Annotated in this window: 21 protein-coding genes and 1 pseudogene; 7 read left to right on the forward strand and 15 right to left on the reverse strand. The window is 65.6% G+C overall.

Annotation, left to right across the window (positions count from 1 at the left end; genetic code table 11):
- Positions 1-3: 3 nt before the first annotated feature.
- Together AAHS21_RS10770 and AAHS21_RS10775 are read right to left on the reverse strand one after the other, a co-directional pair.
- Positions 4-2,520 (reverse strand): FtsX-like permease family protein, encoded by a 2,517-nt coding sequence (locus AAHS21_RS10770; RefSeq protein ID WP_342927654.1) that lies wholly within the window; start codon positions 2,518-2,520, stop codon positions 4-6.
- The gene (locus tag AAHS21_RS10775; protein ID WP_342927903.1) at positions 2,517-3,215 is read right to left on the reverse strand and encodes an ABC transporter ATP-binding protein; all 699 of its coding nucleotides are present in this window, start codon (positions 3,213-3,215) and stop codon (positions 2,517-2,519) included. The genes AAHS21_RS10770 and AAHS21_RS10775 overlap by 4 nt, the downstream gene beginning before the upstream one ends.
- Positions 3,216-3,536: 321 nt before the next feature.
- On the opposite strand from AAHS21_RS10775, the gene AAHS21_RS10780 reads away from it, so the two are divergent.
- The 3 genes from AAHS21_RS10780 to AAHS21_RS10790 all read left to right on the forward strand — a co-directional run bounded on the left by AAHS21_RS10780 (position 3,537) and on the right by AAHS21_RS10790 (position 6,293).
- A complete protein-coding gene (locus tag AAHS21_RS10780) occupies positions 3,537-4,931 on the forward strand; it encodes a wax ester/triacylglycerol synthase family O-acyltransferase (protein WP_342927655.1) in 1,395 nt (464 codons plus the stop codon).
- A gap of 199 nt (positions 4,932-5,130) precedes the next feature.
- A complete protein-coding gene (locus AAHS21_RS10785) occupies positions 5,131-5,916 on the forward strand; it encodes a heavy metal-binding domain-containing protein (RefSeq protein ID WP_096287649.1) in 786 nt (261 codons plus the stop codon).
- Positions 5,916-6,293, forward strand: a complete 378-nt coding sequence (locus AAHS21_RS10790) for a DUF5073 family protein (RefSeq protein WP_342927656.1) — start codon at positions 5,916-5,918, stop codon at positions 6,291-6,293. Before AAHS21_RS10785 ends, AAHS21_RS10790 begins: the two co-directional genes overlap by 1 nt.
- 179 nt (positions 6,294-6,472) lie before the next feature.
- Here the strand turns inward: AAHS21_RS10790 and AAHS21_RS10795 are convergent.
- The 3 genes and pseudogenes from AAHS21_RS10795 to AAHS21_RS10805 form a co-directional block, all read right to left on the reverse strand.
- Positions 6,473-7,081, reverse strand: a pseudogene (locus AAHS21_RS10795) (cutinase family protein); the annotation flags it as partial.
- 165 nt (positions 7,082-7,246) lie between these two features.
- A complete protein-coding gene (locus AAHS21_RS10800; protein WP_342927657.1) occupies positions 7,247-7,720 on the reverse strand; it encodes a hypothetical protein in 474 nt (157 codons plus the stop codon).
- A 31-nt stretch (positions 7,721-7,751) separates the two neighbouring features.
- The gene (locus AAHS21_RS10805) at positions 7,752-8,420 is read right to left on the reverse strand and encodes a TetR/AcrR family transcriptional regulator (protein ID WP_342927658.1); all 669 of its coding nucleotides are present in this window, start codon (positions 8,418-8,420) and stop codon (positions 7,752-7,754) included.
- A gap of 165 nt (positions 8,421-8,585) precedes the next feature.
- Here AAHS21_RS10805 and AAHS21_RS10810 point away from each other — a divergent pair, with 165 nt between their 5' ends.
- Positions 8,586-10,352, forward strand: a complete 1,767-nt coding sequence (locus AAHS21_RS10810; RefSeq protein WP_342927659.1) for an amidohydrolase family protein — start codon at positions 8,586-8,588, stop codon at positions 10,350-10,352.
- Between the two features lie 162 nt (positions 10,353-10,514).
- Here the strand turns inward: AAHS21_RS10810 and AAHS21_RS10815 are convergent, their stop codons facing one another.
- Positions 10,515-11,114, reverse strand: a complete 600-nt coding sequence (locus AAHS21_RS10815; protein WP_342927660.1) for a helix-turn-helix domain-containing protein — start codon at positions 11,112-11,114, stop codon at positions 10,515-10,517.
- A 202-nt stretch (positions 11,115-11,316) separates the two neighbouring features.
- Between AAHS21_RS10815 and AAHS21_RS10820 the strand changes: the two genes are divergently transcribed.
- Positions 11,317-11,862, forward strand: a complete 546-nt coding sequence (locus AAHS21_RS10820) for a class I SAM-dependent methyltransferase (protein ID WP_342927661.1) — start codon at positions 11,317-11,319, stop codon at positions 11,860-11,862.
- 10 nt (positions 11,863-11,872) lie between these two features.
- Here the strand turns inward: AAHS21_RS10820 and AAHS21_RS10825 are convergent, their stop codons facing one another.
- Complete coding sequence (locus tag AAHS21_RS10825) at positions 11,873-13,243, reverse strand: DEAD/DEAH box helicase (RefSeq protein WP_342927662.1); 1,371 nt, start codon at positions 13,241-13,243, stop codon at positions 11,873-11,875.
- A gap of 410 nt (positions 13,244-13,653) precedes the next feature.
- Between AAHS21_RS10825 and AAHS21_RS10830 the strand changes: the two genes are divergently transcribed.
- Positions 13,654-14,493, forward strand: coding sequence for an enoyl-CoA hydratase-related protein (locus tag AAHS21_RS10830; protein ID WP_342927663.1), 840 nt, complete (start codon positions 13,654-13,656; stop codon positions 14,491-14,493).
- Here the strand turns inward: AAHS21_RS10830 and AAHS21_RS10835 are convergent.
- From AAHS21_RS10835 to AAHS21_RS10870, 8 genes are read right to left on the reverse strand one after another with little or no spacing between them, the layout of a single operon-like run.
- Positions 14,490-16,190, reverse strand: a complete 1,701-nt coding sequence (locus AAHS21_RS10835) for an FAD-binding protein (protein WP_342927664.1) — start codon at positions 16,188-16,190, stop codon at positions 14,490-14,492. The genes AAHS21_RS10830 and AAHS21_RS10835 overlap by 4 nt on opposite strands.
- The gene (locus AAHS21_RS10840) at positions 16,187-17,548 is read right to left on the reverse strand and encodes an aromatic ring-hydroxylating dioxygenase subunit alpha (protein ID WP_342927665.1); all 1,362 of its coding nucleotides are present in this window, start codon (positions 17,546-17,548) and stop codon (positions 16,187-16,189) included. Before AAHS21_RS10840 ends, AAHS21_RS10835 begins: the two co-directional genes overlap by 4 nt.
- 22 nt (positions 17,549-17,570) lie before the next feature.
- Positions 17,571-19,103 carry an acyl-CoA synthetase gene (locus AAHS21_RS10845; protein ID WP_342927666.1) on the reverse strand — a complete coding sequence of 511 codons (1,533 nt, stop codon included), beginning with the start codon at positions 19,101-19,103 and terminating at the stop codon, positions 17,571-17,573.
- Positions 19,104-19,111: 8 nt separating this feature from the next.
- Positions 19,112-19,984 (reverse strand): enoyl-CoA hydratase-related protein, encoded by an 873-nt coding sequence (locus AAHS21_RS10850; protein WP_342927667.1) that lies wholly within the window; start codon positions 19,982-19,984, stop codon positions 19,112-19,114.
- A gap of 15 nt (positions 19,985-19,999) precedes the next feature.
- Entirely contained in the window at positions 20,000-20,236 is a 237-nt protein-coding gene (locus AAHS21_RS10855; protein ID WP_342927668.1) for a biotin/lipoyl-containing protein, read from the reverse strand.
- Positions 20,229-21,227, reverse strand: coding sequence for a transketolase C-terminal domain-containing protein (locus AAHS21_RS10860; RefSeq protein ID WP_342927669.1), 999 nt, complete (start codon positions 21,225-21,227; stop codon positions 20,229-20,231). Before AAHS21_RS10860 ends, AAHS21_RS10855 begins: the two co-directional genes overlap by 8 nt.
- Before the next feature lie 4 nt (positions 21,228-21,231).
- Entirely contained in the window at positions 21,232-22,215 is a 984-nt protein-coding gene (locus AAHS21_RS10865; RefSeq protein ID WP_342927670.1) for a thiamine pyrophosphate-dependent dehydrogenase E1 component subunit alpha, read from the reverse strand.
- A gap of 43 nt (positions 22,216-22,258) precedes the next feature.
- Positions 22,259-23,122, reverse strand: a complete 864-nt coding sequence (locus tag AAHS21_RS10870; protein ID WP_342927671.1) for a mycofactocin-coupled SDR family oxidoreductase — start codon at positions 23,120-23,122, stop codon at positions 22,259-22,261.
- Between the two features lie 181 nt (positions 23,123-23,303).
- Between AAHS21_RS10870 and AAHS21_RS10875 the strand changes: the two genes are divergently transcribed.
- Complete coding sequence (locus tag AAHS21_RS10875; protein WP_342927672.1) at positions 23,304-24,524, forward strand: CaiB/BaiF CoA-transferase family protein; 1,221 nt, start codon at positions 23,304-23,306, stop codon at positions 24,522-24,524.
- Positions 24,525-24,583 lie beyond the last annotated feature (59 nt).

Here is a 24,583-nt window from a genome sequence, read left to right on the forward strand (position 1 = left end):
CGCTTAGTCGACGCCGAGGGCTTCGATGATGTTCAGACGCGCCGCGCGACGGGCCGGCGGCACCGAACCAAGCAGGCTGATCGCCAGCGCACCGAGGGTGAAGGCAAGGGCCATCCAACTGGGGTGGAACCGCACGCGGAAATTCATCATGTCGCCGCTGACCAGACTGAACAGCCACTGGTCCGCGCAGCCGAACACCAGCCCCAAAACGCCGCCCACAACCCCGATTCCGGCGGCCTCGGAGAGCACCATCCGCAGCGTGAAGCGTCGGCTGGATCCCATAGCGCGCAGTACCCCGATTTCGCGTCGGCGCTCGAGCACGGAAAGCGTCAGCGTGTTGAGCAGCGCGACGGCGGCGACCAGCACGACGATGATCCAGACGGCGTTGGCGATGAACATGCTCTGGTGCATCGGTGCTTCCAGCCCCGCCAGCTCGGCGTCGCCGTCATAGACGTAGTTCGGCGCCGGTACCGCGGCACGAACATCGGTCAACAGGCGACGCGAATCCACGCCCGGGGACGCCGCGATCTGCAGCGTCGTCGCAATAGGACGGTCGAACCACGCCCGCATCCGATCCAGACTCAAGCCCACGGTGCCGATGACCGTCGAGAAATAGGGCACCAGGGCCAGCACCGTCGCCTGCTGGACACCGTGCGGTGTTTGCATGCGGAGTTGGTCGCCGACCCGTACGTGCAGGGTTGTACCCAGATTCTGCGAGAGCACCACCCCGCGACCGGTCAGCACGTCGTCGCGCACCTGCCGGTCCAGTGCCCGGTACAGCGGATCAGCGGTCCCGGCGGAGAATCCGTCAAGCATTACCCGGGTGCCCCCGACCTCGGCGAAACCGTACGAGCCCTCGATCACGTGCGCGACGCCCGGCACGGCAGCCAGCTTCTCGGAAAGTCCTTGCGGCAGTGGATCAGTGGGGTAGCTGTCCGGAGGATTCGCGGTCACCCACACCGGGATCTGCGCCACCGGTGCGAAGATGCCCCGCGCGGATCGGATCATGTCGTTGTTCGTGCCGGTGATCGTGACGGTCGTGATGACCGCGATCACCACCGTCATCACCGTCGCCCACACCCGTCGCGGCGCGCGCTCGATGGTGGCCGCGGCAAGGGCGCCCACGGTGCCGAATATTCGCGCGGTGGCGGCCGCGACGTTGACGATCGGCATGGTGAGTGCGAAACCGAGTGCGATTTCGGCAGAGAACACGGCCGACATCGCGATGAACGCCAACACGCCACGCTCAGTGATGACGACCGCGATTGACACGGCAAATACGGCCGTCGCCCCGACACCGCACACGACCCGCAGCCAGTGCGGTACGCGGTCGGCCGCTGACACTCCGACCGGCGCCAATGCTTCGATCGGCGCGACCTTGTACACCTGCCGCGCGGCCATCGCTGAGGCCACCACGCTGGTGAGCGCGGTCGTCACGACGGCGATCGGTATCGCGTACCCGGGTAGCCAGTATTCGACGCGGGCTTCGAGTCCCTGCGTCATCGCCGGTGGCAGGCGGCCAATCGCGATGCGGCCCATCAGGATTCCGACGGCCGACCCGATCCCACCGCCGATCACGCCGAGTATTGCCGCTTCCGCGAGCATGTCGCGCACGATGACCGTGCGCCGGCCGCCGATCGCGCGCAACATCGAGATGACCGGCCGGCGCTGGGTGATCGCCATGGTCATCGTGGTGTAGATCAAGAAGGCGCCGACCATCAACGCCACCATCGCACCCATCAGGGCCATGTAGTTCATCAGCTTGACACCGTCGCCCGCCCGGCTGGCCCGCATACTCGGGACGGCGACGATCGCCCGACCGTTCACCGCCGCACTGACGCCCGCGCGTACCCGGCTCAGATCAGCTCCCGGCTTGATTGTGATCAGGATCGAGTCGAGCTGGCCCTGACGCCCGGTGATGTTCTGCGCCAGCGCAAGTGGCGCCAAGACGTAATGCCCACCGTTGAGCGCCGCGACCTCTTTGCCGGTGAGCACCTCGGTCGCCGTGACCGAACCCGAACCGAGTTCGAATGTCTCACCTTTGGCCCGGCCGATTCCCGGACCGATGCGGACCCCGTTCGCAGGCTCGGGTGGATTAGATTGTTGCTGCGGCGCAGCACGTTTCAATGCGTCCTTCAGTGCGCCGCCCAGTGCCGCCAGGCGATCGTCGGCGCCGAACAGCAGCACCGGTCCCGACGAAGTGGACACCGTCGTGCGGATCATGGGAGCGGCGGTCGCCACGCCGGGCACCGCGGCGACGTCGGCGGCGAGCGCGTCGGGAAAGCCCGCGTCGGTGATCCCGGAGACCTCCAGCGAGGCGATGCCGGCGATCCCGTCGCTGAGTCGATTGACCGATCCGGTGATCGACCCGAAGATGCCGAATACCGCTACCAAATACATTGCGGAAACCGCCATTACCGCGATCGACGCGATGGTGCGACGCCGGTGCACGGCCAGCTCGCGCAGGCTGAACACACGCAGCCGGCTCGCCGTGGCACCGATCGCCGAAGCTGGTCTCACACCAAAACCGCCGATCGCTCGTTGGAAACGACCCGACCGTCTTGCAGCATGATCACCCGGTCGGTCGCCTGCGCCGCTTCTGGGTTGTGGGTCACCATCACGACCATCCGGCCGCGTCCGGCTTCGTGCGCGACGTCGCCGAGCAGTGTCAGTATCGAAGCGCCCGTGGCGGAGTCGAGATTTCCGGTGGGTTCGTCGGCCAGGATCAACGGTGGATCCATCATCAGCGCGCGCGCCACCGCGACCCGCTGCATCTGGCCACCCGAGAGTTCGGCGGGCCGGTGCTCGGTCCGGTGGCCGAGGCCCACCCGCTCCAGCAGACGAATCGCATCCGGTTTGGCTTTGCCCAGCCGCACGCCGTCGAGCAGCTTCGGGACGGCGACGTTCTCCCACGCCGACAACGTCGGCAAGAGATTGAAAAACTGGAAGATGAATCCGACGCGATGATGGCGAAACTGGGACTGCTGTTGGTCATTGAGGCGCCCGATCTCGTCGCCGTCGAATTCGATCGACCCGGAATCGGGGGAGTCCAGCGCGCCGAGCAAATGCAGCAACGTGCTCTTGCCGGCACCGGACGGCCCGACCATCGAGACGAATTGGCCGCCCTCTAACCGCAGGCTAATCTCGTCGAGTGCGCGAACCGTTTGTCCGCCAATCCGGTATTCGCGCACCACATCACGCAATTCGATGGTCAGCAGTTTGTGCTTGGGTCCATCGCAGGTATCGACTCGTCTGAACATGATCCTCCCGCGCCTCCGCACGTAATCAGCGCGCATCTGCCGCTAACCGCACGGCGCCCAAGGCGCTGGTACCCGGTTAACGACACCCGGTCGTGATGAGTTCATCCGGCGGTCAGGCCTGCGGACATATCGTCCGTCGCGGCGTTGAATACCGCGGCGGTATGTCTTCAAGATTTAACGGAGTGCGCGTGGGTGAGAGGTAGCCGACCACTGGTCAGCTACCTAAACTCCTAGGGGTTCGGGGGGTTTCTGAGGTCACTAGTCGAGCAGGCGGCTATGGAACGACTGAGCGGGCTGGACGCGTTTTTTCTCTACATGGAGACGCCGACCCAGCCATTGAATGTGTGCTGCGTGTTGGAGTTGGACACGTCGACAATGCCGGGGGGTTACACCTACGGCGCGCTGCGCGCCGCGCTAGCCAAGAGCATCGCGGCAGTGCCGGAATTCCGGATGAAACTCGCCGACAACCAGCTGAATTTCGATCACCCGGTGTGGGTGGACGACGACAATTTCCAGCTGGAGCACCATGTGCAGCACGTCGGTGTGCCGGCACCCGGTGGGCGCCGAGAGCTGGCCGAGATCTGCGGGTATATCGCGGGGCTGCCGCTGGACCGGGACCGACCGCTCTGGGAGATGTGGGTGTTGCAGGGCGGGGCCGACAGTGACGCGGTCGTGGTGATGCTGAAGGTTCATCACGCGCTCGTCGACGGGGTCGCAGGCGCCAACTTGCTGGGCCACCTGTGCAGCGCGGAGCCCGATGCGCCGGCCCCGACGGCGGTCACCGGCGCGGGCGGCGGCAACGCCTTGCAGATCGCGGTGAGTGGACTGATGGGCTTTGCCCGCCGGCCCTTGCGGTTGGCGACCGTGGTGCCCGCGACAATGCTGACGGTGGCGCAGACCGTGCTGCGGGCGCGCGAGGGTCGCACGATGGCCGCGCCGTTCTCGGCCCCGTCGTCCCCGCTCAACGGCTCCGTCACGCGTTACCGCAACATCGCCTACACCCAGCTGGACATGCGCGACGTCAAACGAGTCAAGGAACGCTTCGGGGTGACCGTCAACGACGTGGTTGTGGCGTTGTGTGCCGGGGTGTTGCGGCGTTTCCTGCTCGAGCGCGGTGAGCTGCCCGATAATCCGCTGGTGGCCACCGTGCCGGTGTCGGTGCACGGCAAGTCCGATCGTCCCGGGCGCAACCAGACCACCTGGATGTTCTGCCGGGTGGAGAGCCAAATCAGCGATCCCGCCGAACGTATCCGCGCGATCGCCGCCGGAAACAAGGCCGCCAAAGAGCACACCGCGGCGCTGGGTCCGACCCTGTTGCACGATTGGACGCAGTTCGGTGGCCCGACAATGTTCGGTGCGGCGATGCGCCTGCTGCCGCGCATTCCGATCAACCGCAGCGCGTTCAATCTTGTGCTGTCGAATGTGCCGGGCCCGCGCGACCAGCTGTATTTCCTGGGGTGCCGCGTCGCCACGATGTACCCGCTCGGGCCGATCATCGGCGACGCCGGACTCAACATCACCGTGATGTCGCTCAACGGGGAACTCGGCATCGGCCTGATCGGCTGCCCCGATCTGTTGCCCGACCTGTGGGGCATGGCCGACGCGTTTCCCGATGCGCTCAAAGAGCTGCTGGAGTGCCAGGCCGACGACAGCTACTCGCCGGATGCGTGAGGCCGCGAACGCACCGTCGGTAGCCGACTAGCGGCGGGCGGGGCGTCGTCACACCCACTCGGTCGGCAATGTCGCACGTTATGTGGGTGTCTTGAGGCACTGCGGCCGGCGCTGGATTGCCCGGCTCCTTACTCGTGCCGTGCCAGCGCTCGCCGTCGCCGGGCTACGCTGGCTGCGAACCGCAGGAGGGTCATTGACAATGGAACCGAATCAGCTCGACCCCGTCGCCAGCGAACGTCTGTCGCATGCCGGTAAGTTATGGACTTCCGATCTTTCGATCAACGAATTCGCACTGCTGCATGGCGCCGGATTCGAGCCGATGGAGCTCGTGATGGGGGTTTCCGTCTATCACGTCGGCTATCAGTTCACCGGCATCCGGCAGCAGTCGGAGTTGCCTGTGCTGACCGACGCGACCTACCGGGCGCGCTGGAATGCGATGTCGCGCATGCAGGCCGAAGCCGATGCGCTGGGCGCCGATGGAGTGGTGGGCGTCCGGCTCGATTGGCGTCATCAAGGCGAAGGCGAACACCTCGAATTCATCGCGGTCGGAACCGCCGTGCGATATGCCGCCAAGCCGGGAGCGTTTCGCAGACCCAACGGACAGGCCTTCAGCAGCCACCTGTCCGGCCAGGATCTGACCACCTTGCTGCGCTCCGGGTTCGCACCGGTCGCATTCGTGATGGGCAACTGTGTGTTTCACATCGCCGTACAAGGCTTTCTGCGGACGCTGAGCCAGGTCGGGCGCAACGCCGAGATGCCGCAGTGGACGCAGGGCAGCTATCAGGCCCGGGAGCTGGCCATGTCGCGCATGCAGAGCGAGGCCGAGCGCGATGGTGCAAACGGCGTCGTGGGAGTGCATTTCGCGATCTCGAACTACGCCTGGGGGCATCACACCGTCGAGTTCTACGTGGCCGGCACCGCCGTGCGGCGCACCAGCGAGCCGCAGACCATCACGCCCTCGTTCGTGCTGCCGATGAGTGATTGATGACGAGTTACGACCCGGAGCGCGCCAGCCGCGCGATCGGAGCAGCCCTGGCCGGCCCCGGCGGAGTAGGACAAGTGATCAGGGTGTTTTGCGGCGTACCCGGCGTCATTCTGACGCCGGCGCGGCGCGGCCTTTTCCGGTCCGCGCCGGAGCGAGTGCAGATCGGCGACTGGCGCTACGAACTCACCGCGGATGGCCGACTGAGCGCCGGTCATGTCGTCAATGGCATCGTGTTGGCCGAGGAGGTCCTGGCTGCCGGCATCGTCGGCCCGCATATCGCCCGCGCGCTGGGGCAGCTGGTAGGCCACTACGGTCCGACCATCATTCCCAACATCGATGCGGCCGTCGAGGTTCTCGAGGCGGCACCCCGCTACTGAGTGAATAAATCCGCTGCCGGCCCCGGGGGCGGGCCGGGGTGATGCGATGCCGCGGGCGTGGGCGTCGGTGAGGCCGACGGTGCAGTCGAATGCACCGGTGCCGGTGTCGCCGTCGGTGAGTGTCCCGGCCCCGGTGCCGGTCCCGGCGCCGGAGGCGGAGTCGGGGGAGTGGCCGCCGCAATGCGGTTCGCGCTGAAATCCGCTGCCTGGTCGATCATCCCGATCTGCTGGTACTGCCTGTGCGCCGAGAAGTCGCCCGAGCCCGCGCAGATGGGATCGTTCGGGACGCACATCTCGATCGCCTTGGACGCATACAGGGGGCCGATGGTGACCGGGGGCTGATTGATCATGCTCATGAATTGGCCGGCCGGCTTTCCGAACAGCGCTACGGCGGCAACGTGGTTGGCGACCTCGGCCGGCATCGGCTGCAGGTCCCGCCCGATGCCGGCACCTTCGGGCACCTGGTTAGCGGTGACAAAGCCCATCACGGCCGCGCCTTGGGAGTATCCGCCAAGCACCATTTGGGTTTTCGGACACGCCGCCGCCGTCTGTTCGATGTGTGCGCCCGCGTCGCTGATTCCGTCGACGGCTCTGGGGAAGCTCAGGCTCGCGGGGTAATCGACCGGGTACACCGCAAGCGACTTCGAGCCAAGTCGAGCCCGCAGCGCCTCGACGAAATTCTCCCCGACATCGCCCAGTCCGGGCGCCTCGTCGGTTCCCCGGGCGAACACGACCTCGACATCGGGGCACGTTTCGGCGGACACAGCGGGAATGGGGGCAGTAAGCAGCGCCGCCCACGTGGACGTTGTAGCGGCACAAAGCAAAACAGGGAGGGCGTACGCCTTCACGCGTTGATTTTGTCACATTTTCGACGCCCGCGCCTGCTGCATTTTCGCGCCTACTGGTGAGTCACCCGCGGCAGCTCGAATATCACTGAAACCGTTGTCGCGCAGCTACTTTGGTGCTTCCTGATCGCCGGTATGCCGCCGGTGCAGAAATGCGCTGCCTGCACGCAGCACGCCACGAAACGCGTAGCCGGCCGCCACCACGCACAGCAGGATCAGCAGGATGAACATCGGCAACCAGTTGCCTCGGCTGTGGTCGACGCCCCACCAGACGATCGTGAAGAGCACCGCGCACAACATCACCACCACATCGCGCCAGTTGCCCTGATACGACATCGCGGCCCGGCGCAGTGCACGGCTCCGGTTCGCTGCGTCGACCAAGTCGTCGACCCTGGCATCGATCGAGCGGCGCAGCGCATCGCGTCTCTCGCTGGCCTCGGGTGGCAGTCGATCCAGCAGATCCATGTCCTGCTGGATCAATTGCCGATAGTCGGGACCCCGGAATTGCACGGCCGCCAGCGCCAGCAAGACACCGCCGAATGCGGGTGCGCTGTCCAACGCGAGCTGTCCAAGTCCGACCATGGTCACTCCTCCTTGAGCGGCTGATCCCAGATCAGGACGCCGCCGAGGGCCGCCGCCGCGCTCGCGGCTCGGGAGTCCGCAGCGGGTCCATCGCCTGGGCGATTTGCGGATAGGCGATCGCCGGCCCGAGCCAGCGGATCAGGTAGCGCCGAAGATCCGCGCCGCTGCGGGCGGGCCGGCCGGGGTCTGCGAGGAACGAGTGCAGCAGCCGAAGGGTGAACTCGTTCAACTCATCCAGGCCCGCGTCGTCGAAACCGTGCTGCTCCCAATCGATATCGAAGCGGTGCAGCATTGATCGCCCGAAGGCCAGCGCGGTATCGGACACGATGGAGATCGTCTGACCTCCGCGGTGGCGCTGATTCAGCACCAACTCCAGCTGATTGTCGGAGGCCAGCTGCTCGACGCAGAACGCAAAGCTCTCTGTCACCGCCAGGACGGGATCGGTGATGCCTTTGAGGTGGGCCGCCAGATGATCGAGGAAGCCGTCGGCCGATCGCATCGCGCTCGCCACCAGCAATGCCTGCGTGCCGGGAAAGTACCGGTACACGGTCTGGCGGGTCACGCCCAGAGTGCGGGCGACATCGGCGATCCGCATGGCCGAGCCGCGCTCGTCGATGATCTTGTCCGCCGCTGCCAGGATCCGCTCGATCGCTTCCTCATCGGAGGCGGGCGTGTTCCCGGCCCAACCGTGACTGCGCATAGCTAGCGGTTGGCAAACATGTCGTCGGTGCTCATCACCGCTAGATCATATCGTCGCAGCTAGACGATCGTTGCTGACGCGCTCAGCCGACCCGCGGCCCGATGAATCAATGACGAGACACTATCTGAGCTGTGTATGCTCACTGCTAATCAGGAGGCCCGAAACATGCAGTACGACACCGTGATCATGAATGGACGCTGGTTCGACGGAACTGGCGCGCCGTCGGCTGTCCGCAACATCGGGGTGCGCGACGGCCGCGTCGCCACCATCACCGACGAGGAGCTGGACACGACCGGCGCCGATGTCATCGACGCAACAGGACAGTGGGTGATCCCCGGGATCATCGACATCCATACCCACTACGACATCGAAACACTCTGTGAACCAGCGCTTTCCGAGTCGCTGAGACACGGAGTCACGACCGTGCTGCTGGGCTCCTGCTCGCTGTCCACGGTGTACCTGGAGAACGTCGACGCGGGCGACATCTTCGGCCGTGTCGAGGCGATTCCGCGGCGCTACGTCATCGAGCAGCTCGACAAGGCCCGGTCGTGGCGCAGCCCGAAGGAGTATGTGGCCGCCCTCGAGGAGCTGAACCTGGGTCCCAACGTGGCCGCGTTCATCGGCCATTCCGATATGCGGGCCGCGACGATGGGACTCGACCGGGCGACCCGCAAGGACATCCGGCCGTCCGCAGGGGAACTGGCGCGCATGGAGTCGATGTTGACCGAAGCGCTCGACGAGGGTTTCGTCGGGATGTCCTCGCAGCAATTGCTCTTCGACAAGCTCGACGGCGAGGTGTGCAGGTCGCGCACGCTGCCGTCGACCTACGCCAGGTCACGCGAACTGCGTCGGCTCAACGCTATTCTGCGGCGGCGCAACAAAATCCTGCAGTCGGGTCCCGACATCAAGAATCCACTGTCGATCTTGTCCCAGCTGGCGACCTCGCTCGGGGTGGGCCGCCGTCGCCTCAAAACCAGTCTGCTGTCGGCCGCCGATGTGAAGGCCTTGCCACCGGTCATCTACCTGATGGAGGCCGCGGCGCGGGTCGTCAATCGACTTGGCGGTGACTTTCGCTGGCAACATCTGCCGGTGCCGTTCGAAGTGTATGCCGATGGGATTTCGCTGGTGATCTTCGAAGAATTCGGCGCCGGCGCCGCCGCCCTGCATCTGCAGGACGAGCTTGCCCGCAACGAGCTGATCCGCGACGAGGACTACCGGCGCCAGTTCCGCAAGGACTACGACCAGAAATACGGGCCGCGAGTGTGGCACCGTGACTTCTTCGACGCCGAGATCGTGGCGTGCCCCGACGAATCGGTGGTGGGCAAGTCTTTTGGGCAGGTCGGGCTCGATCGCGGCGGGCTGCATCCGGTCGACGCGTTCCTCGATCTGGTGCTCGAGCACGGCGAGGCGCTGCGCTGGCGGACCACGATCTCTAACCACCGGCCCGAGTTGCTCAAGAAGCTGGCACAAAGCGCATGCGTGCAGATGGGCTTCTCCGACGCGGGTGCGCACCTGCGCAACATGGCGTTCTACAACTCCGGCCTGCGGCTGTTGCGGCACGTGAACGACGCCGCCAATCGCGGCACACCGTTCCTGTCGATCGAGCGGGCAGTGCACCGACTCACCGGTGAGCTCGGAGCCTGGTACGGGATCGACGCGGGCACCCTGCGTCAAGGCGACCGGGCGGACATCGTTGTGATCGACCCGGACAAGCTCGACGAATCCCTCGATGCGTATGCCGAGCACCCGGTCGAGTCCTACGGCGGGCTGTCGCGCATGGTGAACCGCAACGATGACACAGTCACGCACGTGTTCGTGTCCGGGCAATCCGTGTTCAACGCGGGACAGGCCTCGCCGGTGCTGGGCAAGCAGCGGTTCGGCCAGTTCTTGCGGGCCGGCGAGCCGGCCCGGACGCTTACCCCGGCGGTCTAGCCGGATCCTGTTGCGGTTAGCCGCTTTCGGTGGCGACCTGCTTGGCCCACCGATAGTCGGCCTTGCCGGCCGGTGAGCGCTGGATGTGGGTGGGCCGTACAGATGATTTTTGGCAGTTCCCCGGCGGGCATGAACAGTCGAATCACTTGTGCGGCAAGCTCATCAGGCAACCGAGGCCCCCAAGATGAGGTTGACTGCCTCGTCGAGTTGCCCGGCGATCTCCTCGTAGCTGACGAATCGCGCCGTCATCAGCGCGCCGGCGAACGTCATCTGCAGGGTGGTTTTCACGGCGCGCGGCCAGCCCGGGCCCAGCGCGGCGGCGATCCGCTTGGACACTTCTTCGCCGATCTGTTCGCGCAGCGGCGCAACGGCCGGATCGTCGGCCATCAACGCCGTTCCGCAGGCAGCACTCAACTCGGGCTCGTCGGCCACGGCCACCGCCATGTCCCGCAGCGTCGCGCTCACTCTGGTCTTGGTGGTGGTGTTGACGTCGGTGTGCAGCGGCAGCGCGCGCAGGAAGCGCAGATAGACGGCGGCCACCAGAGCGCTCTTGGAGGGGAAGTAGGTGTAGGCGCTGGCCGGCGATACCCCGGCGCGCGCCGCGACGGCCCGCATCGTCAGGGTGGCGTACGACGATTCGCGCAGTTCGGCCAGGCCGGCGTCGAGGACCTTGCGGATCGTCTGTCCGGGCCGACGATCCGAGCGGCGCGCACCTGCGGCACCGTCCACCGACCGGGCAGCAGGCGCCACTTCTCTAGACACCCGTCCAGTGTAGAAAACGACAAGCGCGGCCCACCACCACCGCGTCCCGCGACGGTTAAACGTGCCGGTACTGCGTCGACAGCGTCTGTTTCGCCTCGATCGGTGGATACGCGAGCGCCGACCCGTCGCGTCAAACGCAGACAGCTGTCCAGAACTTTCGACTCTGCGTTTCGCGTGCCGTTGGAGTCGTAAGGTGACGGCTGTGACCCGGGAGGACCAGTGCCGTTGGGACGAGCGGTACGCGAGTAAGGAACCGGCGTCCGGCGCGGCGGTCGGGCCTCCTGCCGCCTTCGCCGCCTATGCGGACATCTTCCCGACAATCGGGCGGGCGCTCGACGTCGCCTGCGGCCGGGGGCTCGCCAGCGTCTGGCTGGCGTTGCGGGGCCTACAGGTCGTCGGGTTCGATGTCTCCGCGGTCGCCATTGGTCAAGCCCGGGAACTGGCCCGGCACAACGGAATTGACGCCCGCTGCAGTTTCGATGTCGTGGATCTCGACGACGGGCTGCCGGACGGCCCACCCGTCGACGTTATCGTCTGCCACAGATTCCGCGACGGGCGCCTCGACCAGGCGCTCATCGATCGCCTGGCGCCGGGCGGCCTGCTGGCAACGGCGGCGCTCAGCGAAGTCGGGGCCGAACCGGGTCCGTTTCGCGCGGCTCCCGGCGAGCTTGCGGCGGCCTTCGGCGCACTGGACGTCATCGCCGCAGGCGAAAGCCAGGGCCTAGCCTGGCTGCTGGCCCGGGCTTGAGGCCCGCGAATCACCCCTGCGCGCGGCTGGATCGGCGGCGATGTTCGACCCGCCGGGTCGGTGTCGCGGTGCGGTGCGGCGCCCCCGATTCGGTCCGCGCGGTATTGGCTTTCGCGGATCGAGTGCCACCCTGACGGCGGCGGTGGCCGCCCGCGTTCGGTCGGTGCTGCCGGGGCGGGCGCGATGGCGCAGCGGCGGGCGCCGGCGCCTGGTAGGGCGCGACCTCCCCGACGAGCGCTTGCACCGCCTCCGATGTCGCGGTCACCTGCTGAGGGGCGACTTTGATACCGGCCTTGCGCATCAATGTCTGCGTGTCATGTCGCTGCTCGGGCAACACCACGGTGACGACGTCACCGGCGCTGCCGGCCCGTGCCGTGCGCCCGGAGCGGTGCAGATAGGACTTGTGCTCGGCGGGCGGGTCGATGTGCACGACGAGTTCGACCTCGTCGACGTGCACGCCGCGGGCGGCGATATCGGTTGCTACCAGCACCCGGGCGCCACCGGAGGCGAACATCGCCAGGTTGCGCTCGCGGGCGGGCTGAGACAGGTTGCCGTGCAAGTCGACTGACGGAACTCCCGATTCGGTGAGCTGCTTGGCGAGCTTGCGGGCCTGATGCTTGGTGCGCATGAACAGAATCCGGCGCCCGGTGCCGGACGCGAGCCGGTGCACGACTTCCTTCTTGGCTTCGGCGTTGGCGACGTGGAACACGTGATGGGTCATCGCGGATACCGGCGAGTCGGCACTGTCGACGGCGTGTGACACCTCATCGCGGAGGAACCGCTTGACGAGCTTGTCCACGCCGTTGTCCAGGGTCGCCGAAAACAGCATCCGCTGGCCGCCGTTGGGCGTCGCGGCCAGAATTCGGGTGACGCCGGGCAGGAAGCCCAGATCGGCCATGTGATCGGCTTCGTCGATCACGGTGATCTCGACCGCCTCGAGGCTGATCAGCCGTTGCTTCATCAGATCCTCTAGCCGGCCCGGGCAGGCCACCACGATGTCGGCGCCGGCCCTCAGCGCGCTCACTTGACGAGATTGCGAAACGCCACCGAAGATCGTCGTGACGCGCAGACCGCACGCGGTTGCCAGCGGTTCCAGCGTCGCGGTGATCTGGCTCGCCAGCTCACGGGTCGGTGCGAGCACCAAACCAGATGGCCGCGAGGGGCGCCGGTTTCCGTCGGAGAGTCGGCTGACCAACGGGATCGAGAAGGCAAGCGTCTTGCCGCTGCCGGTCTTCCCGCGGCCCAGTACGTCCCTGCCGGCCAGCGTGTCCGGAAGGCTTTCGACCTGAATTGGAAATGGATGTTCGATGCCGCGCTTGGCGAGCGCGCCGACGATCGGTCGTGGCACGCCGAGATCGGCAAATGTTTTGTCGGTAGTCACTTTTCGGTGCCTTTCAGGCATCGGTGCCGAGCCGGCGACGAGTACATCGTGCGGCCATCAGCACTAGGGTGGCGAGATTGCCGGTCGGCAAAATCGATCGCCGCGAGACAAGCTAGTGCGCATGCACGTCATCTGGATGCGGTGTTGAGCTCAGACTTTGGGCTGGCACCGGAGGATGAGGAAGCGTTCCACGACGTCGTCGGTATTCGAGGTAGAAGAGACCAACGTTGTTCACAGCCTAGCGCACGCGACGAAAAAGACGACGCCGGAGGGGGTGTGATGTTCGTCGCTGTACGTGTGGTCAGCGTTCCAACCCCGCGCGCCACCGACTTCGCGACTTGGCGCCGACGCGGAAATTGCAATGCGCGTTTGGGGTTTCGGAATTTCAAGTGTCCGGTAATGTCAAACCGATGGAGCGTCGCGTCCTCGAAGCGATCATCTACGAACGCGAGCCGCCGATCGCGCGGATCATTCTGAATCGGGTCGACAAGGCCAATACCAAGGATGCCGCGCTCGTCACCGAAGTCGACAATTGCCTGCACGAGGCGGACCGCGACAGCGAGATCAAGGTCGTCATCCTCAAAGCCAACGGCAAGGGGTTCTGCGGCGGCCATGTCGCCCGCTGGGGGCCGGACGAAAACCCTTATCCGGATTTCGGAAACACGTTCGAGGACCTGTACAAAGGGACCGCCGATCTATTTCTGTGGCCCACGCTGTATTTGTGGGAATTCCCGAAGCCGACGATCTCGCAGATTCACGGCTATTGCATGGGCGGCGGAATCTACCTCGGGCTGTTGACCGACTTCTGCGTGGCGTCCGATGACGCGTATTTCCAGATGCCGCTTGCCCAAAGCCTCGGAGAACCCGGCGGCCACACCATGATTGAGCCGTGGTTGCTGATGAACTGGCATCGCACCATGGACTGGCTGTTGCTGGCGCCGACGCTGTCCGCCCAGCAGGCTCTCGAGTGGGGGCTGCTGAACAGGGTGGTGCCGCGCGAAGACCTCGAGGACACGGTCGAGGAGATGGCGCGCAAAATCGCCCAAATCCCTTTGACCACACTGATGGCGGTGAAGAACAACGTCAAGCGCGCATGGGAACTGATGGGCATGCGGGTGCACCTTCAGGTCAGCCACATCCTGACCAACATGGTCGGCGCGGCGACCGACGTCCAGGCACGCCGAGCCGAACTGATGCAATCAGGCATGAAGCCACGCGATTTCATCGACCGCGACGAAAAGAATTCCTAGCGGCTTTTCTCGCCGGCGATTTTACGCCCGGCCGCATGCCGTGCCGCGACGTAACCGAACACCATCGAGCTGGCAATGCTCGCGCCCGCACCCGGATACGTGCGGCCCATTACCGTCGCGGTGGTGTTGCCCGTCGCGTAGAGGCCGTCGATCACCTGGTCCTGCTGATCCAGCACTTGGGCATGCTCGTTGGTGATCACACCGCCACATGTTCCGACATCGGACGGCAGAACACGGGTCGCGTAGTACGGCGCACGGTCGAGCGGCCCGATCGCGGCGTTCGGTCGATATCCCGGATCACCGAGACAGTCGTTGTAGGCGGACTGCCCACGTCCGAAGTCGGGGTCCAATCCCTTGGCGGAGAAACGGTTGAACCGTTCGATGGTGCGCGCCAGCTCATCGGCCGGCAGGTCGATCTGGCGGGCCAGGTCGGCGATCGTGACGCCGCGTTTGACGGCGCCTTTCTCGATCAGCTCGGGCGGCAGGTGCTGGCTGCGTTTGAGCGGATTGGAGCTGGTGACGTATCGGCGCACGTATCCGTCGTCGAAGATCATCCAGCAGGGGACCGCCTTGTTGGCGTACATCGCCTTGCCCACTTCGACGTAGGAGTTCGATTCGTTGCAGAACCGACGGCCGGTCGAATCGACGTAGATGGCGCCGGGCCGCTGCCGTCCCGAGCCCAGAGATGCGGCGACTGCTCCTCCGTTTGCGATGAAAACCGAAGGCAGCCACCATGCTTCGTCGAGCAGATCGGTCTTGGCGCCCAGGCGCATTGCCGTTTCCAGCACTTCGCCGGTGTCACCGGCGTTGGCGATCGACCACTGGCCTTCATTGGGTTGGTCGCCGCTGTATCGGCGGCGCATCTCCTTGTTGTGGCCGAAGCCGCCGGCTGCCAGTAGAACTCCCTTGCGCGCCTCGATATTCAGGGCGACGCCGTCCCGGTCGACGCGAGCGCCGACAACCCGGCCGTCCTCGACGATCAGGTCTTCCATCGCGGTGCTCGTCCACAGTGGCAGTTGATTACCACCCAGGTCGATCAGCGCCTTGAGCATCTGCGCGATCAGCGAGGCGCCGTTGGTGAGGATCTGCGCGCGCCGTGCACGCGCCGCGGCGGTGCGCAGGAACACCTTGGTGGCGACCGCGAATGCGCGGGGCGCACGGTTGAAGTACTGAACCGAACGAAGCTCGTTGGTGAGTACCACGTACCCGTAATTCTTGGCCAGCGGCGGCTGGACCTTGTCGCGCCAGCTGCCGAGCTCGGCGGCGTCGAACGGGATTCCCTCGACGGCGCGCCCGGACTCGTTGCCGCCCTTGTGATTCGGGTAGTAGTCGCTCCAGCCGGAACAGCGGATCAATCGAACGCCTTTGCGGACGAGAAAATTGATCATTTCGTAGCCCGCGGTCAGGAACATCTCCCGGCGCGCCGGCGAGGAAGCCGGACCGATATCCCCGACCACGTCGGCCAGATAGGCCAGGCCGTCTTCGTGCGAATCGGCGATGCCGTCGGCACGCATCAACGGATTGTTGGGCAGCCAGACGATCCCGCCGGAAAGCCCGGTCGATCCGCCGACCAGGGCCTGCTTTTCGACGATCAGGGGTTCCAATCCGCTGTCCAGCGCCGCCAGGCCCGCCACCATGCCGCCCCCGCCGCTGCCCGCGATCAGCAGGTCCACCGAGCGGTCCCACTGCGTGGTCATGAGCTGAACCCGAGGTCGGCGATTGGGACGTCGATCGTGGTGTTGGTCTTCTGGATCGCGGGAACCAGCGCGTCATAGGGCAGGCCGGCGAGGAACCCGTCGATAACCCGCTCGAAGTTCGAGATCAACCCTTCGATCTGGTCGGACAGCCGCATGAACTCAAACCCTTTGGAATGCAGGCCTTTTTGCTGGCGCGGCAAGTTGGAGAAGTCCTGGGCGGGAATCGGCGGCCAGCGCGGATCGTCGGGTGCCATGGGTTCCGGTGGGGTGGGCTTGCCGGTGACCTGGTCCGGCGGGATCCGCGTCAGTGACCAGATCTCGAACAGGGTCTCCTCGGGCCCCAGCGGCCGGATCCGGTACGACGAGGCGCTGCTGTATTGCGGCAGCAAAAAGTAATGGGGGAAAGCGAAATTGATCGCCTCGGTGATGCCGCGCCGCTCCAACTCGTTGAGATCGGGCATATCGCAGCCCCGCGCCCGATGCCAGCCGACGATGGCGTCGTTGAGCGTCCTGCGCCAGGTAACCATGGCCTCGGCGGGATCGGCCGGCAGCTCGATGTTCTGCAAGCCCTCGGCGACCCGGACGTCGTTCTCATGCGTCATGCCCGCCATGCCTTCGCCGAGCGTGCGCATGAAATACAGGTTGGTCTGCGCCAGGCCGGGCTTCGCGGTGGTGGCGGGCATGCTCGACGGCAGCAGTTGCGGGTGCGTCTGCGGAACGTGGTAGCCCTCCATGAATGCCGCCGTCGCCAATTTCCAGTTCACCGGAAGACGACAGGATTGCCACCACTCGGTGCGCAGCGTTTCCACCTGCCATGCGTCATAGATCGACGCGAACGGTTCGATGCACTCCCGTAGCGTCGGCGCACCGTTGTCGAGGTTGATCCACGCGCAACCACCCCAGAGCTCACAGCGGACCGACACGAGTTCGAGGTCATCCGGGCGCAGGTTGTCCGCGGCGAACGCCTCGGGCCGCGCCACGTTGGTGTTGCGGCCGTCTAGGCCCCAGCACCAGCCGTGGAACGGACACACGAAGGTACGCCGATTCCCGGTGCCTTGCACCAGCTTTACCCCGCGATGGCGACAGGCGTTGTGATATGCCCGCACCGTCTCGCCGTCGACCCGGACCACGATGATCGACTCGTCGAGAATCTCGTACTCGACGTAGTCGCCGGGTTTGGGTATCTCCTCGAGCCGGCAGGCCATCTGCCACACTCGGGGCCACAACATCTCGGCCTCCAGCGCGTAGAACTCCGCGTCATAGTAGCGCTGCTTGGGAATTCGATCGGCGGCCGCCACCGCCCATGGCACCGGTAACGCCGTCCAGTTCGCGTGTCTCGAATCCGTTTCTACAGCCATCTCGTCATCCCTTGTGTCAGCGTCACACGATTCGTGATGCCCGCCCCTGCCAGTAACGCTCGCGAATGCGCCTCTTGTAGAGCTTTCCGTTCGGATCGCGAGGCAATTCCGGGTCGAATTCGACTGTGCGCGGGCACTTGTAGCCGGCCAGGTGGGCCCGGCAATACGCGATCAGCTCTGCCTCCAGGTCAGGCCCGGCGTCGACGTCGGTGACGGGCTGCACCACGGCCTTGACCTCTTCGCCGAACTCGTCGTTGGGAACGCCGAAGACCGCGGCATCGACCAGCTTGGGATGCATGACCAGAAGGTTCTCCGCCTCCTGCGGGTAGATGTTCACCCCGCCGGAGACAATCGTGAACGTCGACCGATCGGTCAAGTACATGTACCCGTCCTCATCGACGTATCCCATGTCCCCCAAGGAACGCCAGCCGCGGTCGTTGTACACCGACGCGGTCTTGGCGGGATCCTTGAAGTACTCGAATTCGGGTCCACCTTCGAAGTAAAGCTCTCCAGCCTGGCCGATGGGAAGCTCTTGTCCGTCGTCGCCGACCACATGCACCGGGGCCATCGGGATCCCGACCGAGCCGGGGTGGGCCAGCCACTCCTGCGGACCGATCACGGTGCCCGCGAATCCTTCAGTGCCGCCGTAGTATTCGTGAATGATCGGTCCAAGCCAATCCATCATCTGGTGCTTGACGTCCACCGGGCAGGGGGCCGCCGCATGGATGACGCAGCGCAGGCTGGAGACGTCGTAGCCGCGCCGCACCGCCTCGGGCAGTTTGAGCATCCGGACGAACATCGTCGGAACGAACTGGGCGTGAGTGACCCGGTGTGTCTCGATCAGTCGCAAGACGGCCTCGGGGTCGAACTTTTTCATGATGATCGACGCCGCACCCACCCGGCTGGCCGCCATGGTGTAGTTCACACCGGCGGCGTGGTACAGCGGCGCCGGGGACAGGTACACACTCGATTGGTCCATGCCGTACTTGTGGATCAGTGCCAGCTCGAGCACCGACTGCGCCCAGGAGCCGTTGCCGTCGACCGGCAGCGGCCGGCGGACCGCCTTGGGCCGGCCCGTGGTGCCCGACGAGTAGAGCATCTCGGATCCGTCCGACAACGGTGGGGCGGCACCCGCCGCCGCCAGCGCGTCCTCGTATCGGGTCCACCCGGGCAGCTCGCCGCCGACGCCGATGTGGACCTCGACCGCCGTGTTGACATCGCCTATGTGGGCTGCGATTTCGGGCATCGACGCGTCGACGAACACCGCCTTGGCATCCGAGTCGCCGATCACGTAGGCAACCTCCTCGGGCGTGAAATGGGTGTTGACGGCGGTGTAGTAGAGCCCGGAAAGCTGGCACCCCCAGGTGATTTCGAAGAACTCCGGTCGATTCGGCAACACCAGGGCCACCCCGGCGCCGCGGCGCAACCCCGCATCATGCAGCGCTGAGGCAACCCGTTGGCTGCGTTCGTAGAGTTCGCCGAACGAGATCGCGCCGCCGTCGGCGATCAAAGCCGGCGACTCTGCGAGCGCGATCGCGTGATCGGCGATGTTCACCTGCGGGCCTACGTCGCTGCGGCGCCGTCGGTCTGGGCGGCGGCCGCGGCCTGACGCCGCGCGTGCTCCGACGGCAGCACCTTGTCCTTGAAGACGGTCTGGATCAGCTGCTGCACGTCCTTGCTGATCGAGGCGAGAGCGACGAGATCGTTGGAGCTCTGCCAGTGCACCCGCATGCCCATCAGCTCCCAGGCCCGCTTGAGGTTGGCCTTGGTGAGCATCAGCGTGGTCAACGGTGCCTGGGCAATGTGGCGGGCGATCGCGTCGACGCGGGCATCCAGGTCTTCCTTCTTGACCACCTCGTTGACCAGGCCAACCTCCAGCGCCTTCTTGGCGTCGATCACCTCGGCGGTGAACAGATAGTAGGCCGCGCGGCGCCAGTTCATGAACACCCATGGCTCGATCGAGCATTCACCCGACGGCATGCCGAACCCCTGCAGCGGTGGGTAAGAGAAGTAGGCGTCGTCGGCGGCGATGACGATGTCGGTGGTCAGGCCCATGTGCGTCCCGCCGCCCACGCAGTAGCCGTGGACCTGCGCGATGGTGGGCTTGGAGAACTCCCACAGGTTCAGCGTCGGCTTGACGAACAGATCCGACTGCGCCTTCCACGGGTGGCCCGTCACCATCGCGTTCTCCACGAACGACGGGTAGTCGACGGCATTGTTGCCGATCGCATGCCCGGAGCAGAAGCCCTTGCCGTTGGCCTTGAGCACCAGCACCTTGATGTCATAGTCGCGGTCGGCGTCCAGTAGTGCGGCGTCAACCTCTTCGGCGAGCTTCTGGTCTTGCGCATTGGCCTTCTCCGGCCAGTTGAGGATGATCTTCGCGATCGGTCCATCCTTCTGGTAGATGATGCGCTCGCGAGTCTCGTTGAGGTCCATATGCTTTGCCTTCCGTTATGACGTGATGACGCCGATTTCGGCGCCGATGTCGTAGATGGTCCCGACCTGGCCCGTCCACTCGACGGTGCCGGATGCTCCCGCTTCGATTTCCTGTTCCACCTTCTCGGTGGCGATCACATAGATCGGTGTGCCCGCCTCGACGTGTTCGCCGGCGCCGACCAGCAGCCCGGTGAGTTCGGCTTCGGACACCGCGACCGATACGCGGGGGATGCGAATAACGAAGTCAGCCACGCGCATTCGCCTTCGCAACCGTGCGCTGGGCCGCTTCGGCGATTCCGGTCGCCGACGGGTACACCTGCGCCTCGAGCGCGGCGGCGGCCGGGTTGGGCACGAACCGCGCGGCTACCCGCTCGACGGGGGCGGCGAGCTCGCCGAACAACTCCGATTGCAGGATCGCGGCGATCTCTGCCCCGGGGCCGGCGAATTGCACCGCGTCGTGGGCGATTACGGCCCTGCGGGTACGCCGTACGGACTCGACGATGGTCTCGACGTCGAGCGGCACCAGGGTGCGCAGATCGACGACCTCGGCGCTGACGTCGTGGCTGTCGAGGGTGGCCGCTGCCGCGAGGCACTCGTGCACGCTGCGTCCGTAGCTGATCAGACTCACATCGGTGCCCGGCCGCTTGATGTCGGCCTGGCCCAGGGGAATTGAGAACCCGGGATCAAGGGGAACCGGCCCCTTCTTGCCTTGCAGCCGGATCGTTTCGACGAACAGGCACGGGTCGGGGTCGAAGATCGCGGAGGCCAGCAGGCCTTTGCCGTCTCGCGGGGTGGACGGCACGATCACCTTCATCCCCGGGATGTGCATGAACCACGCCTCCAGGCTCTGCGAATGCGTGGCGCCGGTGGCCAGCCCCGCATAGACCTGGGTGCGAATCGTGATCGGCGCCGTAGTGCGGCCGGCGGTCATGAACCGCAGCTTGGCGGCGTTGTTGATCAGCTGGTCGGCGGCGATGCCGATGAAGTCCATGATCATGATCTCGGCCACCGGCAACAGTCCGTCGATCGCGGCGCCGATCGCCGCACCGACGATCGCGGCCTCCGAGATCGGCGTGTCCAGCACCCGGTCGTGACCGTATTTCGTCGACAACCCCGCCGTCGGTCCGGACGCACCGGGATCCGCAATGTCCTCACCCAGCAGGAACACCCGGTCGTCGGCCTGCAGCGCCTGATCCAGAGCGAGGTTCAGCGCCTCGCGCATCGTCATCTCTTTTTCATCCATGTCTTTACACCGGAAACTTGATCGCAGTTGCGTACACGTCGCGGTCGAGTTCGTCGGCCGTGGGGGACTCCGCGCTCATCACCGTCTGCAGGGCGGCTTCCACTGCAACCAGTGCTTCGTTGTCAATGCGGGCGAGCTCCTGCTCGTCGGCGATGCCGGCGTCGGCGAGATGTCGCCGGAAGCGCGGCACCGGATCGGCGGCCATCGCCGCTTCGAGTTGTTCCTTCGGGATGTAGGGCATCCGGTCGCCGAAATAGTGGCCCCGGAAGCGGAATGTCACGCACTCGATGAAGGTGGGGCCCTCGCCGCCGCGCGCCCGCCGCAGTGCCTCGTCCAGCGCGGCCCGCACCGCCAGCGGGTCGTTGCCGTCGACCCGAACGCCCGGCATTCCGTATCCGGCGGCCCGGTCGGCGACCCGCTCGAGCTTCATCGTGTCGTGCGTCGGCGTCATTTCGGCGTACTGGTTGTTCTGGCAGACGAACACCAACGGCAGATCCCAGAGCGCGGCCATGTTGGCTGCCTCGTGGAAGGACCCGGTATTGGTGGCGCCGTCGCCAAAGCTGACCACGGTGACGCGATCGAGCTTCTTGCGTTTGGCGGCCATCGCAAGCCCCGCGGCCACCGGCGGTCCCGCGCCGACGATCCCGGTCGAAAGCATCACGCCCACCTCGGGTTTGGCGATGTGCATGGTTCCGCCCTTGCCGCGACCAGCACCGACGGTGCGTCCCATCATCTCGCCGTAGATCTCCTCGAGCGGGACACCTTTGCCGATCAGATCGTGCAGCCCGCGGTAGGTGGTCACCAGCTGATCGTCGGGCCGTAGCGCGGTACCCATCGCGGCGGCGATCGCCTCCTGGCCACGCGACGGCCAGTACACGCACATGAACTCGCCGGTGCCGATACCCTTGGACAGCCGGTCGTCGGCCGCCTTCATCAGCACCATCAGGGCGTAGAGGCGTTTTGCGTCGGGGGATTCGGTGCCGGTCATCGCGTTGTTCCGTTGTGGTGCAGTCTGATTGGTGCGACCGCCGTCATGCGCCTGACCATGGTTTGACCTTGAGGAAGCCGCCGCCGTCGACGCGTAGCTGCTGTCCGGTGATATAGCGTGCGGCGTCGGAGGCGAGGAACAGCACCGCCTCGCTGATGTCCTCGGGTTCGACGTAGGGGATAGGCATCGCCTGGACGAACGGGAAAATCGGTTCGGCGTCCTCGCGCGTCGGCTCTTTCAAGTCGGGCCGGAAGGCGCGATACATCGGCGGGCTGTGCAACATATCGGTGTTGACGTTGGTCGGATGTACCGCGTTCATCCGGATGAAGAACGGTGCCAGCGACCGGGCAAAGTCGTTAACATAGTGCGCTGCAGCCAGTTTCGCGAAAGCATAGCCCGCTCCGCCGGGACCGCCGTCAATGCCGGTGGTATTCATCGATGACATGAATGCCGCGTTGGAACCGATCACGATGATCGACGCGCCGGCCTGTAGGTGTTTGAGACTCGCGTGTACGAGATTGAGTACGCCGACCAGGTCCACGTCGACGGCATCGGCGAACGCCTTCGGGGGCAGACCCGCGGTGAGCGGGCAGATCCCCGCGTTGGCGACCACGATGTCGAGGTGCCCGAGTTCGGCGACACCCTCATCGATCGCAGCGGACAGGGCCACCCGATCGCGGACGTCGGCGATCGCTGTGAACGCGCGCTGTCCCTCCTTTTCGACCAGCCGTGCCGTCTCGTCCAAATCCTCCGGCCGGGCCAGCGGGTACTCGTTCGTGTCGATGTCCGCGCACAGATCGATCGCGATGATGTCGGCACCTTCGGCGGCCAGCATCCGCGCATGCGATCGTCCCTGACCCCGCGCGGCGCCGCTGATCACGGCGACCTTGCCCGTTACCCTGCCCATCGCTGATCCTCTGTCCCGGTGGCTACTTCCGACGACGCACGTGCGGGCTCGTTACCAACGATCGGCTCCATCGCATCTCTTCCACGTAAACCTGCACGTGGCAGTGGCCGGGCTATCAATATCCCTTAGAGTAACTAGAATATCTAAAATAGCAAGAACAGACCGGACGAGGGGGTTGGCGATGCCAGGCGTTCTGCAAGGGGTGCGAGTCGTCGAGTTGGCATCATGGACATACGTCCCCTCGGCCGGAGCGGCGCTGGCCGACTGGGGCGCGGACGTCATCAAGGTCGAGGGCGTGGCGTTCGGCGATCCCGGCCGCGCCCTGGTCGTCGGCGGCTTCACCCGCGAAGCGGCCCGCCCGGATGCCGACTTCATCCTCGAGTTGGGTAACCGTGGCAAGCGCAGCATCGGGATCGACATCAAATCCGAGACGGGCCGCGAATTGTTCGGCCGCCTGTTGGCCACGGCGGATGTATTCCTGACCAACTGGCTGCCCGGCGCAATGGAGCGTGCGCGGCTCACCGTCGACGACATTCGCGCGTTCAACCCGAACATCATCATTGCGCGCGGCACCGGCCTCGGGGTCCGCGGGCCGGACCGCGATCGCGGCGGCTTCGACGCGGCCACCTACCTGGCGCGCGGCGGGGTCGCCTACACCCTGACCCCGTTCGGCACCGATACACCGGCCGTGCAGGGCCCCGGCTTCGGTGACCTGCAAGGCGGGGCCACCCTGGCCGGTGGCGTGTGCGCGGCGCTGTTCCACCGCGAACGCACCGGCGAGCCGACGATCGTCGACTCCTCCCTACTGGCCCAGGCGATGTGGTCCATCGCGCCGTCAATCTGTGCCGCCGATTTCTTTGATATCGACGGAATTCCCGGCGCCCCACCGGGATTGGCAATCAATCCGCTGGTGAACCGGTACCAGACCAAGGACGGCAGATGGATTCAGCTTGTCTTCCTGCAACCCGACAAGTTCTGGGCCGGCTTCTGTGAGCGCATCGGGCTTTCGGAGTTGGCCAACGACGAGCGCTTCGTGCCGTCGAGCAATCTGATCGCGAACGCGGCCGCGGCGACCGAGATCGTCGCGAACACTTTTGCCGGCCAGGACCTCGCACACTGGCAGCAGGTGCTCCAAAGCGAACCAGGCGTGTGGGGCGCACTGGCTACACCGAGGGAGACACTCAACGACCCGCAGGTGGAACCCAACGGTTACGTGGTGACAAACGTCGACGATTACGGGGAGGAATATCGAATCGTTGCCGCGCCGGTCCAATTCAACGAAACGCCACCACGTCCGGCACGGGCTCCAGAACATGGTCAGCACACCGAGGAAATTCTGCTCGAACTCGGCGTCGAGTGGGACGACATCGCTAAGGCGAAGGACCTCAACTCGATCCTCTGATACCGGCGGACCACGCCAAGGGGCGGGCAGTTGACAAACGGCTCCTATCCGAGGGACCA

This window comes from Mycobacterium sp. 050272 (assembly GCF_039023525.1).
Taxonomy (GTDB): Bacteria; Actinomycetota; Actinomycetes; order Mycobacteriales; family Mycobacteriaceae; genus Mycobacterium.